Raw genomic sequence first — 18278 nt, 5'->3', positions numbered from 1 at the left:
CGGCAGCCCGTGATGAGGCACGTGGTCCGCCGGCAGTCTCCCGGCCGGCGGACCATGTGTCGCCGTCCTGGCGCCCGATCGTGCCGCTCGACGCGCGCCCGGTGCCTTCAGGCCGCCGAGCAGGGTCTAGAAGTAGCTCCGCTCCATGTGGGGCACCGCGTCCGCCCCTGGACGCATCTTGGCTCACCGCGCCGACGGCATCGTGTCGGTTGGGCTGAACGAGCGGGCGTTCGTGGACGAAGCGTACAGGTAAATTCCGTGTAAGCCACGGATGACTAATGTTCCTAACGTATCACGGGGGAAGTCGTCCAGGGAAGAGGACGACGAGCGTGTTGAGTGCTATCTTCCATCCGTGTGTTCCGGTCCCTGATTCTCCTCCTCTTTTGCTGGAAATGTTTCGAAGTCCAAGGTAGATCAGTTTCATTGCGGCCTCGTCGGACGGTAAATGTCCACGAGTTTTCGTGATCTTCCACAGTTAGAAGTTGATCGATTCGATCGCGTTGGTGGTGTAGACGATTCGACGCAGTTCCGCCGGATAGTCCAGGAATGGGATGAACTCGTTCCAGGCGCGGCGCCAGACGTCGAGCACCCCGGGATACTGCCGGCCCCACTCGGTATCAAGATCTTTCAGGGCGAGCTCGGCGGCCTCGACCGTCGGCGCGGTGTAGATCATCCGCATCGACTTCGCGATCTGCTTCCGATCTTGGTAAGACACGAACCGCATCGCGTTGCGGATCACGTGCACCTTATGCCGACGTCGGCATAAGGTGCATTATGCCGACCTTCGGATTATGCCGATCGCGGCGTGAAGTCGCTGGTGGTGGCGGTGCCCGGGCTGACGGGGTCGGCATAATCAGAGGCCTTCGAGCCAGGCCAGCAGGTTGTCTGGGGGCTGGTATCTGCCGGTGCGGCCGTTCGGTGGGCGGGTTCTGGCGAGTGCCTTCTCTTTTAGCTCGAGGTCGGCGTGCAGGTAGATCTGGGTGGTCTCGACGCTGACGTGACCGAGCCAGAGGGCGATGACGCTGGTGTCGACGCCGGCGTGCAGCAGCCGCATCGCAGTGGTGTGCCGCAGGACATGCGCGGTGATCGTCTTGCCGTGCAGCGACGGACAGCGGTTGGCGGCTTGGGCGGTGTAACGGGCGAGACGATGTTCGATGGCGTCGCGGCTGAGCGTGGTGCCGCGGCGGGTCGGGAACAGTGGTGTACTCGGGTCAGCGCTCTGTTCGCCGAGCCAATCCCGCAGGATGGTGACCGTCCCGCTGGTGAGCGGCGTGATTCGGTCTTTGCGGCCTTTGCCGTGGCAGGCGACGTGCGGGCCAGTGCCGAGGTGCACGTCGGCGCGGGTGAGCCCGGTCAGTTCGGAGATCCGTAGCCCGGTCTGGACGGCGAGCAGCAGCAGCGCGTGGTCGCGCCGCCCGGTCCAGGTCGCCTTGTCGCAGCGGGCGAGCAGCGCGTCGACCTCGGGCTCGGTCAGGTAGCTGATCAGCGCCCGGTCAAAGCGTTTGGGTGGGATCGCCAAGACCCGCGCGATGCTCGCGGCGTGCTCGGGATGAGCGTGGGCGGCGAACCGGAACAAGGAGTGGATCGCGGCCAGGCGGGCGTTGCGGGTGCGCACGCTGTTGCCGCGTTCGCGTTCGAGGTGGTCGAGAAAGCCGGCGATCAGCGGAGCGTCGAGGTCGGCCAGATCCAGCCGCGACGGTGGCCGCCCGGTCCGGGTTGCGGCGTAGCCGAGCAGCAGCCGCCAGGTGTCGCGGTAGGCGGCGACGGTGTGCGCGCTTGCGTGGCGCTGGCGGATCAGCCGGTCGGTGAAGAACGCCTGCAACGTCGGGGCGAGCGCGCTCATGGCCGACTCGCCAGGTGTGCTTCGAGCCGCTGTCCGGCAACGGCCATCAGCTCCGGAGAAGCCGACAGATACCAGTAGGTGCTGGCGGGGTGGACGTGACCCAACCAGGTCGACAGCAGCGTCAGGCGGGTCTGCCCGTCCTGCCCGGCGGCGTAGGCCTCGAGCATCGCGGCGACGGCGAAGGAGTGGCGCAGGTCGTGAATGCGGGGCCGGCACGATCCAGCACGCGGGGTGAGCCCGGCCCGATTGACCAGACGATGGAAGGCGTGGTGGACGTTGCAGTAGAGCAGTCGGGTCCCGGCCGCGGACACCAACAGCGCCGGTGTTCCGGTGGGCGGAGCGAGTCGATCGCGGAGCCGCTGGTAGCGGCGCAGCGCGTCGATGGTCGTGGGGTGCAGGGCCAGTTCCCGGGTCTTGCCGAACTTGCCGTGACACACCACCAGCCGCCCGGCGGTGAGGTCGACGTCGCCGCGGTCCAGGGCGATTGCCTCACCCACCCGGATCCCGGTCACAGCCAGCAACCCGATCAACGTGGCGAACGTGGCCCGTCGCAGCGGAGTGCGCAGCGAGCTGGTGGCCGCGACCAGCGCGGTGATGTCGGCGGCGGAATACAAGTACGGGCTGGCGCGGTGCGGTCGCTGCGGTAGCAGCCCCGCGGCGGGCACCTCATGCTCGGGGTCCAGCGTGTGCAGGTAGGTGGCGAACCCGCGCACCGCCGAGAGCCGATAGGCCCACCAGTTCGAGTCGCCGCCTCCTGCCGGCCGCTGCGCCCAGTCCAGTGCCGCCGCGACGGTGATCCTCGACTGGCCGGCGTGTTCGAGGTGGTCGAGGAACTGGCCCAGCAGCTTCTCCGGGCGGTCCAGCCGGTAGCCCAGCGCGCGGCGCAGCGCGAGGTAGTCGACCAAGCCGTCGCGCAGCAGTCCGGTCACGACGCACCGCCCGACGACTGGACCGGCCAGGGGCGGGCCAGCACCGCGAGTGCGTTCCGGTCGACCTTGGCGTAGATCGCGGTCGTCAATGCCGAGCGGTGCCGCAGCACCTGACCGACCTCGGCGAGTGGGCTGCCTGCTTGCAGCATGGCGGTGGCGGCGGTGTGCCGCAGCCGGTGCGCGTGCATCCGGCCCAGACCTGCGCGCTGGGCGGCGTCGAACACGACCATCGTCACCCCGCCGGTCGTCAACTCCCGGTGCGGTGCGTGGACACGGACGAACACGCTGCGCCCCTGCGCGGTGTCTGGTCGACCACGACGCAGATACCCCGCGATCGCCGTGCCCACCTCGGCTGGCAGCGGGAGTCGTTCGGCTCGGTTGCCCTTGCCGAGCACCGCGATCTCGCCGCGGCGCCAGTCGATGTCGTCCAGTCCGAGGCGGGCAACCTCGCCGGCGCGCAACCCAAGCCGCGCCAACAGCAACATGATCGCGTAGTCACGCAGACCGGTCGGGGTGCGCCGATCACAGGCGGCCAACAGGCTGCGCAGCTGACTCGGTTCGAGGCCCTTCGGCAGGCCGGAGAGCCGCCAACCCGCGACCGAGGGAACCGCGGCCGCCAACGGCACCGGGACCTCCCCGGTGAGGTGCAGCCACCTCAACAGCGACCGCAACGCGCAGACGATCAGCTTCGCCGACCCGACAGCGCGGCCAGGACAGACGCCCAGCACGAAACCGATGACATCGCCCGCGGTCACCCCGACCAGATCCAGGACGCCACTATGCAGTCGGCCCGCGACGAATGGCCGCACGCAGTCCACGTAACCGCGTGCCGTTCCCGGCGTCACACCGCGCTCGACGAGCAGCCAGGCCCGGTAGCGACCAAGCAGCTCCTCCACCGGACCGGGCGGGACCTCCCGCGGGATCGGCAGCACACCCTTCGGTGCGAGGTAACCAAGCAGCGGTTGCAGCGCCTTCACCGACCTGTACTCCACGTATCCCGCAGCTCGCCGCTGCGCCAGATAACGCTCGATCACCGAACCGCTCAGACCGTCGAGCCTGACACCCTCGGCCTGCATCCAGCGATCCAGATGCGCGATGAAGCACACGTGCTGCTCTGCCGAGGACCGCGAATAACCCTGCCGCAGCAGCCGCTCGGCGAAACCGGTGACATGTCCCTCCAGCGGCCCTCGCACGATCGACCGCAACACCTTGACCATGACGCCCTCCTCCACAGTGGAGGAACAAGCGTCGATCAACTCACCGGATTATGCCGACCTCGCCAGCCCGGCACCGCCACCACCAGCGACTTCACGCCGCGATCGGCATAATCCGAAGGTCGGCATAATGCACCACGCAGGTCTGCACCACCGTCTCCGGGAACACCGAGGTGATCGCCTCAGGCAGGCCGGTGAGGCCGTCACAGCAGGCGATCAGGATGTCGCGCAGCCCGCGATTGCGCAGCTGCGTGAGGACCGAGTGCCAGAACTTCGCACCCTCGGCCTCGGCGATCCAGCAGCCGAGCGCGTGCTTGCGGCCCTCGACGTCGACCCCGATGACCAGGTGCGCGCTCTTGATCGTGACCGCGCCCTTGTCCCGGACCTTGATGCGGATACCGTCGACATAGACGATCGGATAAACCTCACCGACCGGTCGATTCCGCCAGATCTCGATTTCATCGGTCACCACATCGGTGATGGTGGAGACCAGTTCTCGAGATGCTTTCACGCCATACACCTCGAGCAGGTGCGCCTCGATGTCGCGGGTGGACATTCCGCGGGCATAGCAGGACAGGACGAGCTCGTCGTCTGCCCGACCCGCCGTGCTCGTTTCGGCACGATCCGCGGCTCGAACTCGCCATTCCGATCGCGCGGCACGGTGATCGTGACCGGCCCGTTGGTGGTGGACACAGTCTTCGTGGAGCTACCATTCCTGGAATTGCCGCTGCCGGCCCCGGCGGGGTCGGCACGGTCGTATCCGAGGTGGTGGGTCATCTCGGTCTGCAGGGCTCGTTCGAGGACGGCCTTGGTCATCTGGTTGAGCAGTCCGTCGACGCCGTCGATCGGTGTGCCGGCAGCCTTCGCGTCGGCAAGCAGAGCATCGATCGCCGACGGGCCGAGGGCATCAGTGAGCCGGCGAGCCGCAGCGGTCTCAGAGTCGGAATCGAGCTGGTCCTTACTCATGGGTGTCCTTCCCGACCCGCCGTGTTGATCACGGCAGTCGATCTTGGATCACCCGCTGCTTACACGGTTGGTATGACACGCCCGTGAAAATCACGGCACAGCAGATCCGGCACCGGCGTCGCTGACCGATCGGGGATCGTGATGCGGACCTTCTTGCGCAGGTGCAACGGACGATGCCCCAGGTGCGCATGATCCGGGCTACACGCTTGTGACTGACCCGCACTCCGGCCTCGCGTAGCTCGGCGGTGACTCGCGGAACCCCGTAGGTGCCATCGGAGTCCCGATGAATCTCACCGATCCGCTCGGCGAGCTCGGCGTCAGCCCGCTGCCGTCCGGCCCGAGCGTCGGCACCGCTGAACCACCGGTAGAAACCGGTGCGGGACACCTTCAACACCAGGCACAGCCGCTTGACGCCGAAGGCGCCACGATGATCCTCGACGAACTGGAAGCGACTCACCAGCTGGTCTCGCCCGCGAAATACTTCGCGGCCCTCCGCAGAATCTCCCGCTCAGCTCGAGGTCCTTCACCCGGGCCCGCAACTGCCGGTTTTCCCGCTCCAACGCGCTGGCCTGTCCCGCCCCGGACTCAGCAGCTTGCTCAGCCTCGCGGACCCAGACCCGCAGCGCTCATGGTTGACCCCCAAGTCTTTGGCCACCGACGCATACGTCCGCCCGCGGTGGCGCGGTACAACGCGACAGCATCAGCCCGAAACTCAGGCGAGTACTTCGACGTCCCCAACAGGAACTCCCGTTCTATGGATCAATCTTCATGATCCAACAATCAGGGTGTCCACGATCAAGGGGTAACCCTCTACATCGCCGAACAACACGCCCGCGGCAAGGACAAGACCGCGGCGTTGCGTCTGCTCCGCTGACGGCTGTCCGACACCGTCTTCAGCGCCCTACGGACCGACCAGCTTGTCACCGCCCGAGCATCGATGGTGACCATGCTGGCCGCCAACCGCTAGATCAGTCATCGTCAGCGTGGATGGCGCCGATCAGCCTGGGCGTCCTCATCCTGAACGACGCTCAACATTGCTCATACCGATTCGAGCTCCGCGACTCGGAGCACAGATTGCTCTGGCCGGAGCGCGGTGAGAGCTTCACCGCGCACAACCAACGCCATGAGGTCATGGTGGTGGGCAGCAGGGTTCGCGGGCTACGTCGTGCAGGGAGGCGTAGGTCTCGTCGCTGGCCAGCTCGGTTCGCGAGCACTGCGGCACCGTCAGCCGCCGCCCGGACTCGCAGGTGAGCCGGCTACATTTTTGTGATCGCCCGGTAGCGGGCGATCTCTTGGCGGGACTGGATGGTTATCGTCAGGGCGCCGGCGGTGGCGGCGGCCAGTATGAGGAACAGGCCCTTGCGGATCACTTGGAAGCTCCTTCAAGGTCACAAAGCGGTTTTGTCTGCGTCGTCGTCGAGGTCACCGACTCAACCGTCTGATCCCCTCCTGCCTGGCGGCACACTACTGTTTTGCCTCATTGGCAGCGACGTTCTCGGAATAGGACCGTGCCCATGTCATCACGGACGTCAACTCCTGATGCCCAGGATGCGACCGATACCGTACCTGTCCCGGCGGGTGCCGGTATCGGCCGCGACCGACGCGCGGGCATGCTCGTGGCCCTCACCGCTTGTGGGCTTGGCGGGCTCTACCTGTGGCGTGGCGTTGTCGCCCCGGTACCACTCGACCCTCGCGGCCAGATCGAGGCAACCGCGTGGCTCGGCCTAGACAGATGGGCATTCGTGGACCAGCCATGGCGCTGGCTATTCCTCGAGCTTGCCGTGGTCGCGGGTGTGAGTGTCGCGCGCTGGGCTGACGCCTGTCGGCGTATGGCGTGCACAATGCGACGGGCGCTCGAGCGGCCCGCCGCGCGACTGGCCCTCGCCGCGACCTCGACGGTGCTGTTTTGGGGCGCAAGCACGAACCGCGAAAACCTCGATGGATCACTGTTGCAGCAGAAGTTCACCGACGCCGCAGCGCGGACTGGGGCGTTCGTTACCCACGACGAAATGCTCGAGCTGTACCTCCATTCACGCCTCTGGATCATTCTGCACGCCGCATGGGGCTGGGATGTGGCGCAGACCTATCGGGCAACCTCATGCCTGGCGGGCGGGGTCGCAGTGTTTCTCGTTCTAGGGTTGAGCCGCAGATTCATGCCGTCACGATGGCCGCTGGTCGTGGCAGGATTATTCGCCGGCGGCTGGGTGCTGGTGTTCTTTGGTGACGTCGAGAACTACACCTTGACCAACGTCGCCGTCCTGACCTACCTCACCATGGCCTTGCGATACCTCGACGACGAGCACGCAAGGCTGTGGCCGGCAGGGTTCCTCCTCGGTATCGCAGCGCTCTGTCATCTCGAAGCCCTTGTCCTGGCACCATCGCTGTTGTCGCTTGGTGGGTTTGCGATACGCAGGCGCCGGCCCGCTGATGCCGCGGTCGCGGTTCTGGCTGTGCCGGCGCTGCTGGGTGCGGCAGTGTGGTGGTTTAACCTGCATGAGCTGCCAATCACCGACCTCGCGACCCACAGCCAGATCTCGGCGCAGGGTGGGCACTTCGCGAGGTTCATCGCCCCGGCCAATAGCCAATACATGTGGCTGCAGCTGCAGATGCTCCTGCTGCTGGCCCCATCCTTAGCCCTGCTGCCCGCGCTTCTGTCCGCAGGCATTCTCCAGATGACGCCGCGCGTGATCTTCCTCGCGGTAGCCTCGGCCGGGGCATTGCTGATGGTCGGGCTATGGCGCGCCCAACTCGGCGCGTACAACGACTGGAACCTCTATGCGGTGACGGCGCAGCCCCTTGGCCTGTTCGTGTTCGGTGGGCTCGCCGCACAGCCGAGCATCAGGCGCCAGGCCGCGTGGCTCGCCGCGCTCGTCGTACTCATGATCACACAGACAGCGGCGTGGATCGCCGAGCACCACGCAATGCTGCCCTCTTAGCCCGCCACAATGCTCGGCCCGCGGGCGACGCACCTAGGAAGGTCGAATTCGAGGTACAAATGCCACACGGTCAGCATCAGCACACCCATCACACGCCCCACCGAGGACACGCACGGGTGGAGATCGCCGGCCTCATCACCGTCGTCGCCCTCACCACTGGCATCGCATTGCTCAATCAACGGGGCACCACCGGACCTGCGGATGTCCCCGCGCCTACGACTGCCATCAACGTCGGCAATCGTCCTGGAGCGCTGGCATTGTCCCCGGACGGCCGCTATGCCTACCTCATCATCCATAACGACAACTCGACCCTCGAGCCGGGAACCGTGACCGTGGTTGACGCCGGCAAAAACACCCTGACCGCAAGAATCCCCGTCGGCATCAACCCCTACGACGTGGCGACCGCCCCGGACGGACACCACGCCTACGTCACCAACAGGGCATCCAACTCGGTGTCGGTGATCGACACCGCCCGCAACACTGTCACCGCCACAATCCCAGTCGGCCAGACCCCCGGGGCCCTGGCGACCGCCCCGGACGGACACCACGCCTACATCATCACCAACAACCCGACCTCCGTCACGGGAGCTGTGTCGGTGATTGACCTCGCCCGAAACACCGTGACTGCCACGATCTCGGTCGGCGAGGACCCCTACGGCGTGGCGGTTGCGCCTGATGGCCGCCATGCCTACGTCACCAATCACGACTCGAACTCGGTGTCGGTGATCGACACCGCCCGCAACACTGTCACCGCCACAATTGCGGTCGGCAGCGGCCCTTATCGGGTAGCGGTTGCGGCCGACGGCCTCCACGCCTACGTCCCCAACTACGACTCGAACTCGGTGTCGGTGATCGACATTGCCCGCAGCACCGTCACCGCCACGATCCCGGTTGGCAACTACCCCTACGACGTGGCGACCGCCGCGGACGGATACGCCTACGTCACCAACTATGACTCCAAGACGCTATCGATGATCGACACTGCCTGCGGCACCGTCACCGCCACCATCCCGGTAGACCAGACACCCGTGCTCGTGGCCATCGCCCCAGACTCCCACCACGCCTATATCACCAACAACGAGTCCAACAATGTGTCGACAGTCGACATCGGATCAGGCTGACCTGACTGGTTGGGCGGCTCCACGTCGGCCCGCACGACCACGCGCTGGCGGCGCCGCCCAGGCCGAGGCGGGAGGCTGCGCGGCGAACGACCGCACTCGTCGGCCCGGTGCCGTGCAGCAGGGGAACACGCTCGGGCGTCGCGCTCCAGCTCGTCGGCCAGCCCCGTTTCGGCGTCGCGGTAGGCCTCGCTTCGGGCCCGACCGGTAGGCGGCTGCGCCGGCCGGCGCGTCATACGCCGGTTCGAGGCCGACACCACCACCTCCACCTGCAGCGGACCGTGCGCACAGGCGTGGCACCCATCCGTGCCCGCGGACCCGACCTGGAACCCGTTGACGCCCACCGCCGCGGACCCGTCCTACCCCGGAGCGCACGGCGCGCTCAGCGCGACCGCCGCCGCCGTGCTGACCGCCTTTTACGGCCCCCAACAGCCGGTCACTAACACCACGGCCGCTGACCCCGGCGTGACCCGCGGATTCCCCGACCTCGCCGCCGCCGCCGACGAGGCCGGCCTGAGCCGCATCTGGGCCGGGCAGCACACCCGCCTCGATCACCAGACCGGACAGCAGCTGGGGCACCAGGTGGCCACTCAGGTGCTCACCGACCTCCCCATCCCACCGAACACTCGGTGACGAGGACTGCCCGCAAAATCGTGCGTGACGCGGTGACCCGAGTGCCGACGGACACGCGAAGATCCGGATGGGCGGACAGCTGGCTCCGGATGGGCGGACGTGAGATCTCCGGGTCCGCGGACATGACTTCTCCGGGACACGCCTGAACAGCATGCGAGGCGGGGTCCCTCCTGCCGGGTTGGCTCTGGTTGTCGATCACAGCCAGCCCCGATCTGGAGGGACCCCTTGACCAAGTCTGGCAGGGAAGTCATGGAGATCTTGCAAGCGTTCGATTTGACGCGTTGTCCACATTCAGCCGCGGCGTTGGCCGGGGTGGATGAGAAGACCGTGGCCCGTTTTGTCGCGATCCGCGACTCCGGGCGCGACCCGTTTACCCCGGCGCGACGGCCGCGAGCGATTGACCCGTTCTTGGACAAGATCGAGGAGTTAGTCGAGGCATCGAAGGGGCGAGTTCGTGCCGATGTGGTGCACGCGCGGCTGGTCGCGATGGGGTTTACCGGCACCGATCGCAGCACGCGGCGCGCGGTGGCCGAGGTCAAGGCTGATTGGAATGCGGGGCACCGACGGAAGTACCGGCCATGGGTGGCTGAGCCGGGGATGTGGTTGCAGCACGACTGGGGCGAAGGTCCCCGTGTCGGTGGCAGGCGCACGCAGCTGTTCTGCGCGTGGCTGTCCTGGTCACGGTTTCGGGTGGTGCTCCCGGCCTGGGACCAGACGCTGGGCACCCTGGTGGGGTGTGTGGATGCCACGCTGCGGCGGATCGGTGGGGCGCCCACCTATTTACTGACTGATAACCCGAAGACGGTGACGATCGACCGGGTCGCCGGCGTGCCGGTGCGCCATCCTGACATCGTCGCCGCGGGCCGCCATTACGGCTGCAAGGTGGAAACGTGTGAGCCCTTCGATCCGGAGTCGAAAGGCGGCGCTGAGCACACGGTGAAGATCGCCAAAGCGGATCTGGTCCCGACCACGGCGAACCTGCTGCCCGCCTACGCCTCGTTCGCCGAGCTCGCCGACGCGTGCTTCGAGTGGTGCGAGCGGGTCAACGCCCGCCCGCACCGGGAGACCGGGGCCGCTCCTGTTGAGCGGTTGCGCATCGAGCGCCAGCACCTGCATGTTCTGCCGGGCGCGCCGCATGCGATCGCGCTGGGCGAGGAACGGCTGGTTGATGATGATCAGACGATCCGGTGGGGCTCAGTGCGTTATTCCACCCCGGACGGGCACCAGGGCCAGAAGGTGTGGTGCCGGGTGGTGGGCGAGGAATTGGCCATCACCGGGTCCACCGCGGTGGGGATCAGCGAGATCGCCCGTCACGAGCTATCCACCCCGGGGCATCCGCGCATCGTCGATGCGCACTACCCGCACCACCCAGGCGGGAATCTGCCGCGGGTTCCCAAGGTGCGTGCCCGCACCCCGGAAGAGGTCGCGTTCTTGGACCTGGGCGAGGGGGCACGCCGGTGGCTGATCGAGGCCGCCGCGACCGGGGTGGCGCGGATCCGGGCCAAGATGGCCCGGGCGGTCGCGCTGGGCGCGGTCCTGGGTGGCGACCGGGTCGATGAGGCCCTCGGGCTGGCCGCGATCGCGGGCCGGTTCGCCGAGGACGACCTGGTCTCGATCCTGGATCACCTCGGCGCCGCCGGGCCACCCGATGACGTCGTGCACGTCGACGAGGCGCACTCCGCGCAGCCCGGCACCGGGTCGTGGGACAGGTTCGGCGCATGAACACCCCCGACCCGACCCAGCCCGCGTCGTTGCCGGGCCTGCCGCCCTCGCCCTGGGTACTGATCGACCGCACCACCCTCGAGCAGACCACCACCGTTCTGGATCTGCTCGAGCAGTGGCTGGCCGGCGGCGACCCTGGGCCGACCGAGGCGTGCGCTCGGGCCTGCTCGGGTGGGCAGAGTGACGCGTTCGAGGTCGCGGCCTGGGTGGGCACCCTCGCCGCCCGGCTGCAGCAGCGCATCGAGGCGGTGGACTCATGGTCGTGAGCCACCCGCAAGCGCCGGCGCTGCCCGATGAGTTGGACAAGATCACGCGTCGGATGCGGCTGCCTTACCTGCGCAAAGCCGCGCCCGACATCCTGGCAACCGCACGGGCGCAACGTTGGGACCCCGCTGAGGTGCTGCGTGTCCTGCTGATCGAGGAAGTCACCGGCCGCGACTCGGCGACGCGTCGGTTACGGCGCAAGAACGCGAACTTCCCTACCGGGAAGACGTTCTCCTCCTGGCGGCCCGAGGAGTCCTCGATCCCCGAGCCCACCCAGAACGCGCTGGTCACCCTCGAGTGGATCGGTCGGCAGGAGAATCTTGCGGTCGCCGGCCCATCGGGCACCGGGAAGTCGCACTTCGTTGAGGCGTTGGCGCACGCCGCGATCGAGGCCGACCTGCGGGTCGCCTGGTTCACCTTGGAATCTCTGACCGCGGCGGTCGGCAAGGCCAAGGTCGACGGCACGGTCGCACGGACGGTGTCACGGATCTGCGGCTGCGATTTGATCGTGGTCGACGACATCGGGATGTTGCCCGCCGGCCAAGACGCCGCCGAGGCGTTCTACCGGATCATCGATGCCGCCTACGAGCGGCGCTCGATCGCGGTGACCAGCAATATCCACCCCAGCGGATTCGACTCGATCATGCCGAAAACCCTGGCCACCGCCACCGTCGACCGCCTGCTCCACCATGCACATCTGATCGCAACCACCGGCGACTCGCACCGTCTCGCCGAAGCCCTCGCAGGCAAGGGAGTGATCCCCTTGAACTAACCCACACCCGGAAAACTCACGTCCGCCTACCCGGAGATCCGCTGTCCGCCAGCCCGGAGATCAAATGTCCGCCCACCCGGAGTTCCCAATGACCGTTGACACCGAGGGCCGCAGCGATTGCTCCGGCCCTCGGCCGCAGTAAATCACCATGGCACGGATGCTGTCGTCCTCAGCCGTCTCAGCCACCCCCGCATCGAGTTGGCGGGTGACCTCGTTCGCCAGCACGTTCATCGGGGGGATACTCAGTCGGAGGACTGCTAGTCCGATTCGCTACGTCAGCCGAGTCTGAGGTGCCCCGCTTCGAGGCGATGAAGTTCTACACCTCCGGCACCGCCGTGCGCCGGGTCGGCGACGCCAGGCCGCTGACCCCGCAGGCCGTGCTCCCGATGGCGTGACCGCGATGAGCTCACCGATCAGCCCTGCCGACGACCTGACCCCAGGGCAGGCCGCCTCGCCGCTCGCAGCGGCACCTCAAATCGGGATCGACGCTAGGAATGTGACGCAGGCAGTTATCACGTGGCCCAGCCTGGGGGAGTGATCAGCCGCCTTGGCTCCGGCTGGCTTTGGCCCCACCATCGGGCGGGGTGGCGGTGCGAGGCAGGGTGGCCGGGCGTCGGTGGGGGTGGTCCGCATCCCCATGAGCACGGCGAGGTCGCTCTGGGGCGTCGACAACTCCCGGGGAGGTGTTGTCGACACGACCAGTCAGCGGGACGCTGAACGCGGACACACGAGAGGAGACGGTGATGCACGCCAAGACAGGCGACCACATCGTCATCGAGACCGCCAAACTCGACACGCGGCGCCGCCACGGCGACGTGCTCGAAGTACTCGGAGACCAGGACAACGAGCACTACCGGGTCCGCTGGGACGACGGCCACGAGTCGATCTACTTCCCCGGGTCGGATGCTCAACTGCGGCCAGCGGATTGATCCAAAGTCGAGTTTGCCTCGGTCACACCCGAAGGCCTCACATATCCAGGCCAGACATCAACCTGTCCGGTGGCGAACCTCATGCGTACCCCTGCGCGTCTCCTCCGCCGCCGGTGCCGCTCCACCATCGCATCGCAATGCCGCCCTCGCCGGGCGGCAGCCGGCCAGACGGCGATGAGGCGCCGCTACCGGCGGGCGCGACCGAGAACCGCTCGCCGGTGAGAGCACGCCTGGGCGTCGCGGTGCGGGTGAGCAGTGGCACTGCCACGGCGGGAGGAGGCGCGGTGGCGCACGCTAGCGGGCGCGCAAGCGCGCCGGCCGCCGAGTCAGGGTTCGTTCGGAAAGACGACCTGGTGATCGTTTCGGCTCCGGGTGGACGGCCGTTTCTCGTGCCATCGCCTCGAAAAGAAGAGACGCAGGCCACCGGTTTGCTGACCTGCGTCTGAGTGTGTGCTGCCAGCGACTCAAACCCCGAACGCTCTGATTAAGAGTCAGCGTCCGGAGGTGTCGGGCTGTGTCGCTCGGTGTCGTGATGTGCCGTTCTGGCTGGTCTCGCCCGGTGGGGTGTGTCGGTGGGTGTTGCGTCGTGTTGACGGGTGTTGGTCTTCTCGGGCGCGGCTCGGGCGCGGATTCGCGTGGTGGGTCGCAGAGCGAAGCTTCATGTCGGCGCATCGGTGCCGGCGTCCAGCAAGTACTGCACCGCCGCTTAGTCGTCGTGTCGGGTTAGGTGGAGCAGTTCGGCGACGGTGTTGTCCGCTGGGCCGAACCAGTGAGGTTTGCCGGTGTCGAACTCGGCGATCTCGCCCTGACCGAGCAGCGCTCCTCGTCTCGCACGATCAGCCGGATCCGGCCGGAGAGTACGTAGAGCCATTCGTAGCCTCGATGAGTGACGAGCTCGGGGTCACACGGCCCGATGATCTGCTTGTAGGCCTTGACGTGGTTGAGGTACGGGCTCAGCGGCACGATCACCCCGCCGCGGCGCCGGCGGGTCGGCCGCAGATGCATCCGTGGGTCGCCCGTGGCCGGTGGCTCGACGAGCTGATCCAGCGCAACGTGTAGAGCCTGGGCGAGCGGGATCAACAGCTGCAGCGTCGGGCGCCGCAAGCCTGTCTCCAGCCGAGACAGCGTGCTCATCGACAGGCCGGTCTCGGCCGCGAGCGCTGTGAGCGTCAGGCCGCGCTCACCCAACCATGGCAACTGTTCGCTCTGCGACTGCTCTTGGGAATCGCGATCGGCGCCCAGTACGCCATCGGTGCCCCCATGCTCGCCGAGTTCGCGCCCAGGCGCGGTCGCGGTCGGCGGCTGTCGTTGCTGCTGGTCTCCTGGTACAGCGGATACCTCGTCTCGGTCGTCGCCGCCTACGCCCTCATCGGTCGGGCCGGGTGGAGCTGGCGCTGGGTTCGTCGTCGAGCACCTCACCGCGACCGAGGACCAGGACGTTCCAGGCCGGAGCGGCCGCAAACCGAGCCGAGGAGAAAGGCCAGGAGAGCCCCGTTGGCAAGAGCCACGCCGAGGAGACTTACTCGGATTGAGCGCCCGGCCAGCTCGTCGGCCCAGCACTGCCAGTGTGGTCGCCGAAGCCGATGTGCACGACCGTGGTCAAGACGGCCATCATCGCCAGCCCGAACAGCCCCGCCGCGTTCCCGGTCACGACGATCGCCGCCCAGAACCGACGGGTCAGCGCCGCTGGCGTGTCGCCGCCGGCGTTGGGGTGCGCGGCCCCGCCCGAAGGAAGGGTGCCGAGCCCACTCGAGGGATTGTCCCGTGAGCCCGGGGCGGCATGGGCCGGGTACCGGGCGTCGACCAAGCGTAGAGGCGGGTCCGTGTGTGAGCTGACCAGCATGGATTCTCATTCGATGTGACGCTGTGCCGTGGCCCTTGTTCGGCGTCGCGGGCGGCACTCGGGGTCGAGCGTCCTCGGTACTCCCGGAGCGGGGTTCGGCGAAACCTGACGGGTCGAGGGCGGTCGCCGAGGTCGGTTGCGGGTCATAGTGGGTGGTGTCACCTGCGCCGAGACGTGTTGCGGGAGTGGTCGTGGCGGGAGAGCAGGGATGGCGGGAGGCCTTCGCCCCGTCGCTGGCGGCGGTGGCGCGGGACCTGTTAGCGCAGCGGTCGGTACGGCAAACGTTGCAGCGGATCGTGGCGCGTGCGACCGAGCTCGTGGCGGGCTGTGAGGCCGCCGCAATCACGGTCGTGCGGGGCGGCGAGGTCGCCACCTGGCGTACAGCGACGACATCGCCGGGCTCGCGGACCGTATTCAGGCGCAGCTGGGGGAGGGCCCGTGTTTCGATGCGGCCCGCGACCACCGGCCCGGGCACCGCGTCGATGACCTCGCCGCGAGCCAACCACGCTGGTCGGCATTTGTGCCGAGGGCTCGCGAGCTGGGCATCGGGTCGATGATGGCGTTCCTGCTCTACAGCTACGACGACGATGATCTCGGCGTGCTCAACGTCTACTCGTCGCGGGCCAACGTGTTTACCGACCAGGCCGAGCACGCCGGCTGGCTGCTGGCCTCGCACGCGGTGGTCGCCCTGTCGGCCGTGCAGCAGGAGAACGACCTCGAGGACAGCCCGGTCAGTCGCTCGCGGATCGGACAGGCCACCGGCATCGTGATGGAGCGCTACCGTCTCGCCCAGCGCGACGCGCTCGCGCTGATCAAGAAGGTCTCGCAGAACACCGACGTCAAGGTCCGCGACCTCGCCGAAACCATTGCGGAGACCGGGCAGGTCCCGGGCTGAGTCCGCGCACGATCGAGGACGTCCGCGCCGAGGCCGCCGCCCAGCGCAACCTCGCAGCAGGCTCGGGCGCGCGCCGCAGCGATGCGGCTCGAGAATGCCGCCCAGCGCGCCCGCATGGAGCGGCACTGGCGCGACAACGGCGATGGATGACAACGGGGATGGATGACAACGGCGACGGATGACAACGGCGACGGATGACCCGGCCCTCATGGCGCCGAGATCGATCTAGTCGGGCAGTTCTCCGGTCTGTGCCAGGTGCTGTGCCACCTCGGTGACCTTGCGGTTCATGCGTTGCGAGGCGCGGCGCAGAAGGTCGAAGGCCTCACCGGCGGACAGCCGTCGACGTTCCATCAGGATGCCCTTGGCCTGTCCGATCACGTCGCGCGTGCTCAGCGCGCGGTGCAGGGCGGCCTCCCGGCGGTCGACGTCGAGGCTGCGTCGGGACAGGTCGATCGACCCCGCCACGAACGCGGCCAGGACCGAAGCGAACTCGAGGTCATCCGCGCTGAACGCATCCGGCGCCTGGCTGTACAGGGTGAACACGCCGAGCGCGGACCACTGGCCCGGCTGGCGGACGAACAGGCCATGGGACACCGCGCTGGCCACCTCGTACTGTTCGGCCGCCGCGGCGAGCACCGGCCACCGACCGGGCTCGGCCAGGCGTGGCACGTAGATCGGGTCCCGGTTCCGCAGGGCTTCGGGGCCCGGTCCGAGGCCGCTGCCGAACTGGACCTCGTCGAGCTCAGCGGCGACGGGATCGGTGGCCGCCGTGTCGACCACACGTTCGTGGCGCCACTGCGTGATGCTGGCGCGGTCGCACCCGGCGACCATCTCCACGGTGCTCTTCAGCACCTGGGGCAGCACGTCGACCAGCTCTTCGGAGCCGAACAGCTCGCTGGCCAGCTTCGCGAAGCTGCCCAGCAACATCGGCCCGTACGCCGTCGGCCCCCAGTCGGCGACCGCGTCAGCGCGCTCCTGTGCCGCGACCCGTCGGGTGGTGGCCGCGCCGTCCCGCCGGCGCTCGTCTCTCGCCCGCATGTCCGCATGCTGTTGCCACTGCTCGGCGGCGGCCAGCTGGGCCGCGCTCATCGGTCTGCCGGCCTGCTGGACCCGCTCGATGTCGCGCTCCCGCGTCAACGTCTCGCGCTCCCGCCGATCGGCGAGGTGTTCGCGTGTCCCGGCCCTCTCGTCGCGCTCGTCGGCCATCGTGTCCCGATCGGCGGCGATCGTCGCGCGCGCCGAGGCGACGAACTCGTGCCGCTCGGACAACCAGGCCCGGTCCTCGTCCTCGGTGGCGTGCTCGAGGTGTCGGACCGACTCGGACCGCTCCCGCGCCGCGGTGTTTCGGTCTGCGCGCGCAGCAAACCGGGCGCTCGTCAGCCGGGCCCGCGCCAGCTCCGCTTCGGCGCGGCGTACGGCGGCCTCCGCGCGGAGCAGCGCGGATCGCGCCTCGTCCTCCTCCTCCTCCTCCTCCTCCGAGGAGGAGGAGGAGGACGTCTCCCGCCGGGTCAGCTCGTGATCGTGCCGGTCCGCCAGCCAGTCGCGGTCGTCCGCCAGCGCCTCTCGCTCGTCGGCTAGCCGCTCGCGCTCGTCTGCAAGGCGCTCGCGCTCGTCGGCGCCCGCTTCCCGCTGCTGGGAATGGCTGGGTGGTTGCCCCGGCGCCCCGCCATCGGGCCGTGGGCCGTTCGTATCCGACACGCTCTACCGTGCCTCCCCGCTCGGCCGGTACAGCAGCGACTCCAGCCCGAGCACGTCGAAGACCCGCGCCGGCATGCCGTGCAGCCCGCCGACCCGCAACACCCGGCCGCGCGCGGCCATCGTGTCCCGGGTGCTCAGCAGCACGCGGATACATCCAGCGCTGATGAAGTTCAGCTCGGTCACGTCGAGTACCACCGTGTCAGCATCGACCGACCCGGCAAGAAGGCAGAGCTTCTCGCGAAATTGTTCCATGGTCGACATGTCCAGTTCGCCAGCCAGCTGGACCAGCACAGCATCACCCACAGATTGCTGCGACCAGCCAAAACGTTGCGGTCCGGACAACGTTTGGTTGAGAGAGCACATAGTCCACCAGCCAAGGCTGAAAGAAAGAGGCTGGGTCATCAACCGCGTTCCATAATCCACCGCTGCGAACCGCACCGCAAGTCGCCTTCACTGACGCCTGAACATCGGCGGGTGCTGGCCAGGGAGGTCATTTCGGCACGGCCAGATCGGCCG

General features: G+C 67.9%; 15 protein-coding genes and 4 pseudogenes. 9 read left to right on the top strand and 10 right to left on the bottom strand.

What is annotated here, in order from left to right:
- Positions 1-292: 292 nt before the first annotated feature.
- From ACTXG6_RS34185 to ACTXG6_RS34160, 6 genes and pseudogenes are all read right to left on the bottom strand, one after another.
- A pseudogene (locus tag ACTXG6_RS34185) lies at positions 293-745 on the bottom strand (transposase); the annotation flags it as partial.
- 108 nt (positions 746-853) lie between these two features.
- Positions 854-1843, bottom strand: a complete 990-nt coding sequence (locus ACTXG6_RS34180; protein ID WP_445183485.1) for a tyrosine-type recombinase/integrase — start codon at positions 1841-1843, stop codon at positions 854-856.
- The gene (locus ACTXG6_RS34175; protein ID WP_445183484.1) at positions 1840-2772 is read right to left on the bottom strand and encodes a tyrosine-type recombinase/integrase; all 933 of its coding nucleotides are present in this window, start codon (positions 2770-2772) and stop codon (positions 1840-1842) included. Before ACTXG6_RS34175 ends, ACTXG6_RS34180 begins: the two co-directional genes overlap by 4 nt.
- On the bottom strand, positions 2769-3989 hold the full coding sequence (locus tag ACTXG6_RS34170) for a tyrosine-type recombinase/integrase (RefSeq protein WP_445183483.1): 1221 nt from the start codon (positions 3987-3989) through the stop codon (positions 2769-2771). Before ACTXG6_RS34170 ends, ACTXG6_RS34175 begins: the two co-directional genes overlap by 4 nt.
- Before the next feature lie 97 nt (positions 3990-4086).
- Positions 4087-4952, bottom strand: a pseudogene (locus tag ACTXG6_RS34165) (IS256 family transposase); the annotation flags it as partial.
- 86 nt (positions 4953-5038) lie between these two features.
- Positions 5039-5690: pseudogene (locus ACTXG6_RS34160) on the bottom strand (IS3 family transposase); the annotation flags it as partial.
- A 776-nt stretch (positions 5691-6466) separates the two neighbouring features.
- On the opposite strand from ACTXG6_RS34160, the gene ACTXG6_RS34155 reads away from it, so the two are divergent.
- From ACTXG6_RS34155 to ACTXG6_RS34125, 7 genes are all read left to right on the top strand, one after another.
- Positions 6467-7888: a hypothetical protein gene (locus ACTXG6_RS34155; RefSeq protein WP_445183482.1), complete on the top strand. Its 1422-nt coding sequence runs from the start codon at positions 6467-6469 to the stop codon at positions 7886-7888.
- A 116-nt stretch (positions 7889-8004) separates the two neighbouring features.
- Positions 8005-9009 (top strand): cytochrome D1 domain-containing protein, encoded by a 1005-nt coding sequence (locus ACTXG6_RS34150; protein ID WP_445183481.1) that lies wholly within the window; start codon positions 8005-8007, stop codon positions 9007-9009.
- A gap of 303 nt (positions 9010-9312) precedes the next feature.
- Entirely contained in the window at positions 9313-9639 is a 327-nt protein-coding gene (locus tag ACTXG6_RS34145) for a hypothetical protein (RefSeq protein ID WP_445183480.1), read from the top strand.
- A gap of 249 nt (positions 9640-9888) precedes the next feature.
- A complete protein-coding gene (istA, locus tag ACTXG6_RS34140) occupies positions 9889-11361 on the top strand; it encodes an IS21 family transposase (RefSeq protein WP_445183358.1) in 1473 nt (490 codons plus the stop codon).
- On the top strand, positions 11358-11627 hold the full coding sequence (locus ACTXG6_RS34135) for a hypothetical protein (RefSeq protein WP_331511675.1): 270 nt from the start codon (positions 11358-11360) through the stop codon (positions 11625-11627). Before istA ends, ACTXG6_RS34135 begins: the two co-directional genes overlap by 4 nt.
- Positions 11624-12397 (top strand): IS21-like element helper ATPase IstB, encoded by a 774-nt coding sequence (istB, locus tag ACTXG6_RS34130; protein WP_445183359.1) that lies wholly within the window; start codon positions 11624-11626, stop codon positions 12395-12397. Before ACTXG6_RS34135 ends, istB begins: the two co-directional genes overlap by 4 nt.
- A gap of 743 nt (positions 12398-13140) precedes the next feature.
- Positions 13141-13326: a DUF1918 domain-containing protein gene (locus ACTXG6_RS34125; protein ID WP_445183479.1), complete on the top strand. Its 186-nt coding sequence runs from the start codon at positions 13141-13143 to the stop codon at positions 13324-13326.
- A 723-nt stretch (positions 13327-14049) separates the two neighbouring features.
- Here the strand turns inward: ACTXG6_RS34125 and ACTXG6_RS34120 are convergent.
- Positions 14050-14460 (bottom strand): helix-turn-helix domain-containing protein, encoded by a 411-nt coding sequence (locus tag ACTXG6_RS34120; RefSeq protein WP_445183478.1) that lies wholly within the window; start codon positions 14458-14460, stop codon positions 14050-14052.
- On the opposite strand from ACTXG6_RS34120, the pseudogene ACTXG6_RS34115 reads away from it, so the two are divergent.
- Positions 14389-14712, top strand: a pseudogene (locus tag ACTXG6_RS34115) (MFS transporter); the annotation flags it as partial. The gene ACTXG6_RS34120 and the pseudogene ACTXG6_RS34115 sit on opposite strands and share 72 nt — an antisense overlap.
- A gap of 133 nt (positions 14713-14845) precedes the next feature.
- Here ACTXG6_RS34115 and ACTXG6_RS34110 read toward each other — a convergent pair.
- A complete protein-coding gene (locus tag ACTXG6_RS34110; RefSeq protein ID WP_445183477.1) occupies positions 14846-15169 on the bottom strand; it encodes a hypothetical protein in 324 nt (107 codons plus the stop codon).
- Positions 15170-15542: 373 nt separating this feature from the next.
- On the opposite strand from ACTXG6_RS34110, the gene ACTXG6_RS34105 reads away from it, so the two are divergent.
- The gene (locus tag ACTXG6_RS34105; RefSeq protein ID WP_445190173.1) at positions 15543-16064 is read left to right on the top strand and encodes a GAF and ANTAR domain-containing protein; all 522 of its coding nucleotides are present in this window, start codon (positions 15543-15545) and stop codon (positions 16062-16064) included.
- 225 nt (positions 16065-16289) lie between these two features.
- Here ACTXG6_RS34105 and ACTXG6_RS34100 read toward each other — a convergent pair whose 3' ends face one another.
- Together ACTXG6_RS34100 and ACTXG6_RS34095 are read right to left on the bottom strand one after the other, a co-directional pair.
- Positions 16290-17762 carry an ANTAR domain-containing protein gene (locus tag ACTXG6_RS34100; protein WP_445183476.1) on the bottom strand — a complete coding sequence of 491 codons (1473 nt, stop codon included), beginning with the start codon at positions 17760-17762 and terminating at the stop codon, positions 16290-16292.
- 3 nt (positions 17763-17765) lie between these two features.
- Entirely contained in the window at positions 17766-18053 is a 288-nt protein-coding gene (locus tag ACTXG6_RS34095; RefSeq protein WP_445183475.1) for an STAS domain-containing protein, read from the bottom strand.
- Between the last annotated feature and the right edge of the window lie 225 nt (positions 18054-18278).

The sequence above is a fragment of the Pseudonocardia sp. Cha107L01 genome (genome assembly GCF_052566575.1).
The sequence above is the reverse complement of the archived record's forward strand: the minus strand, read 5'-3'. Positions and strand labels throughout refer to the sequence as shown.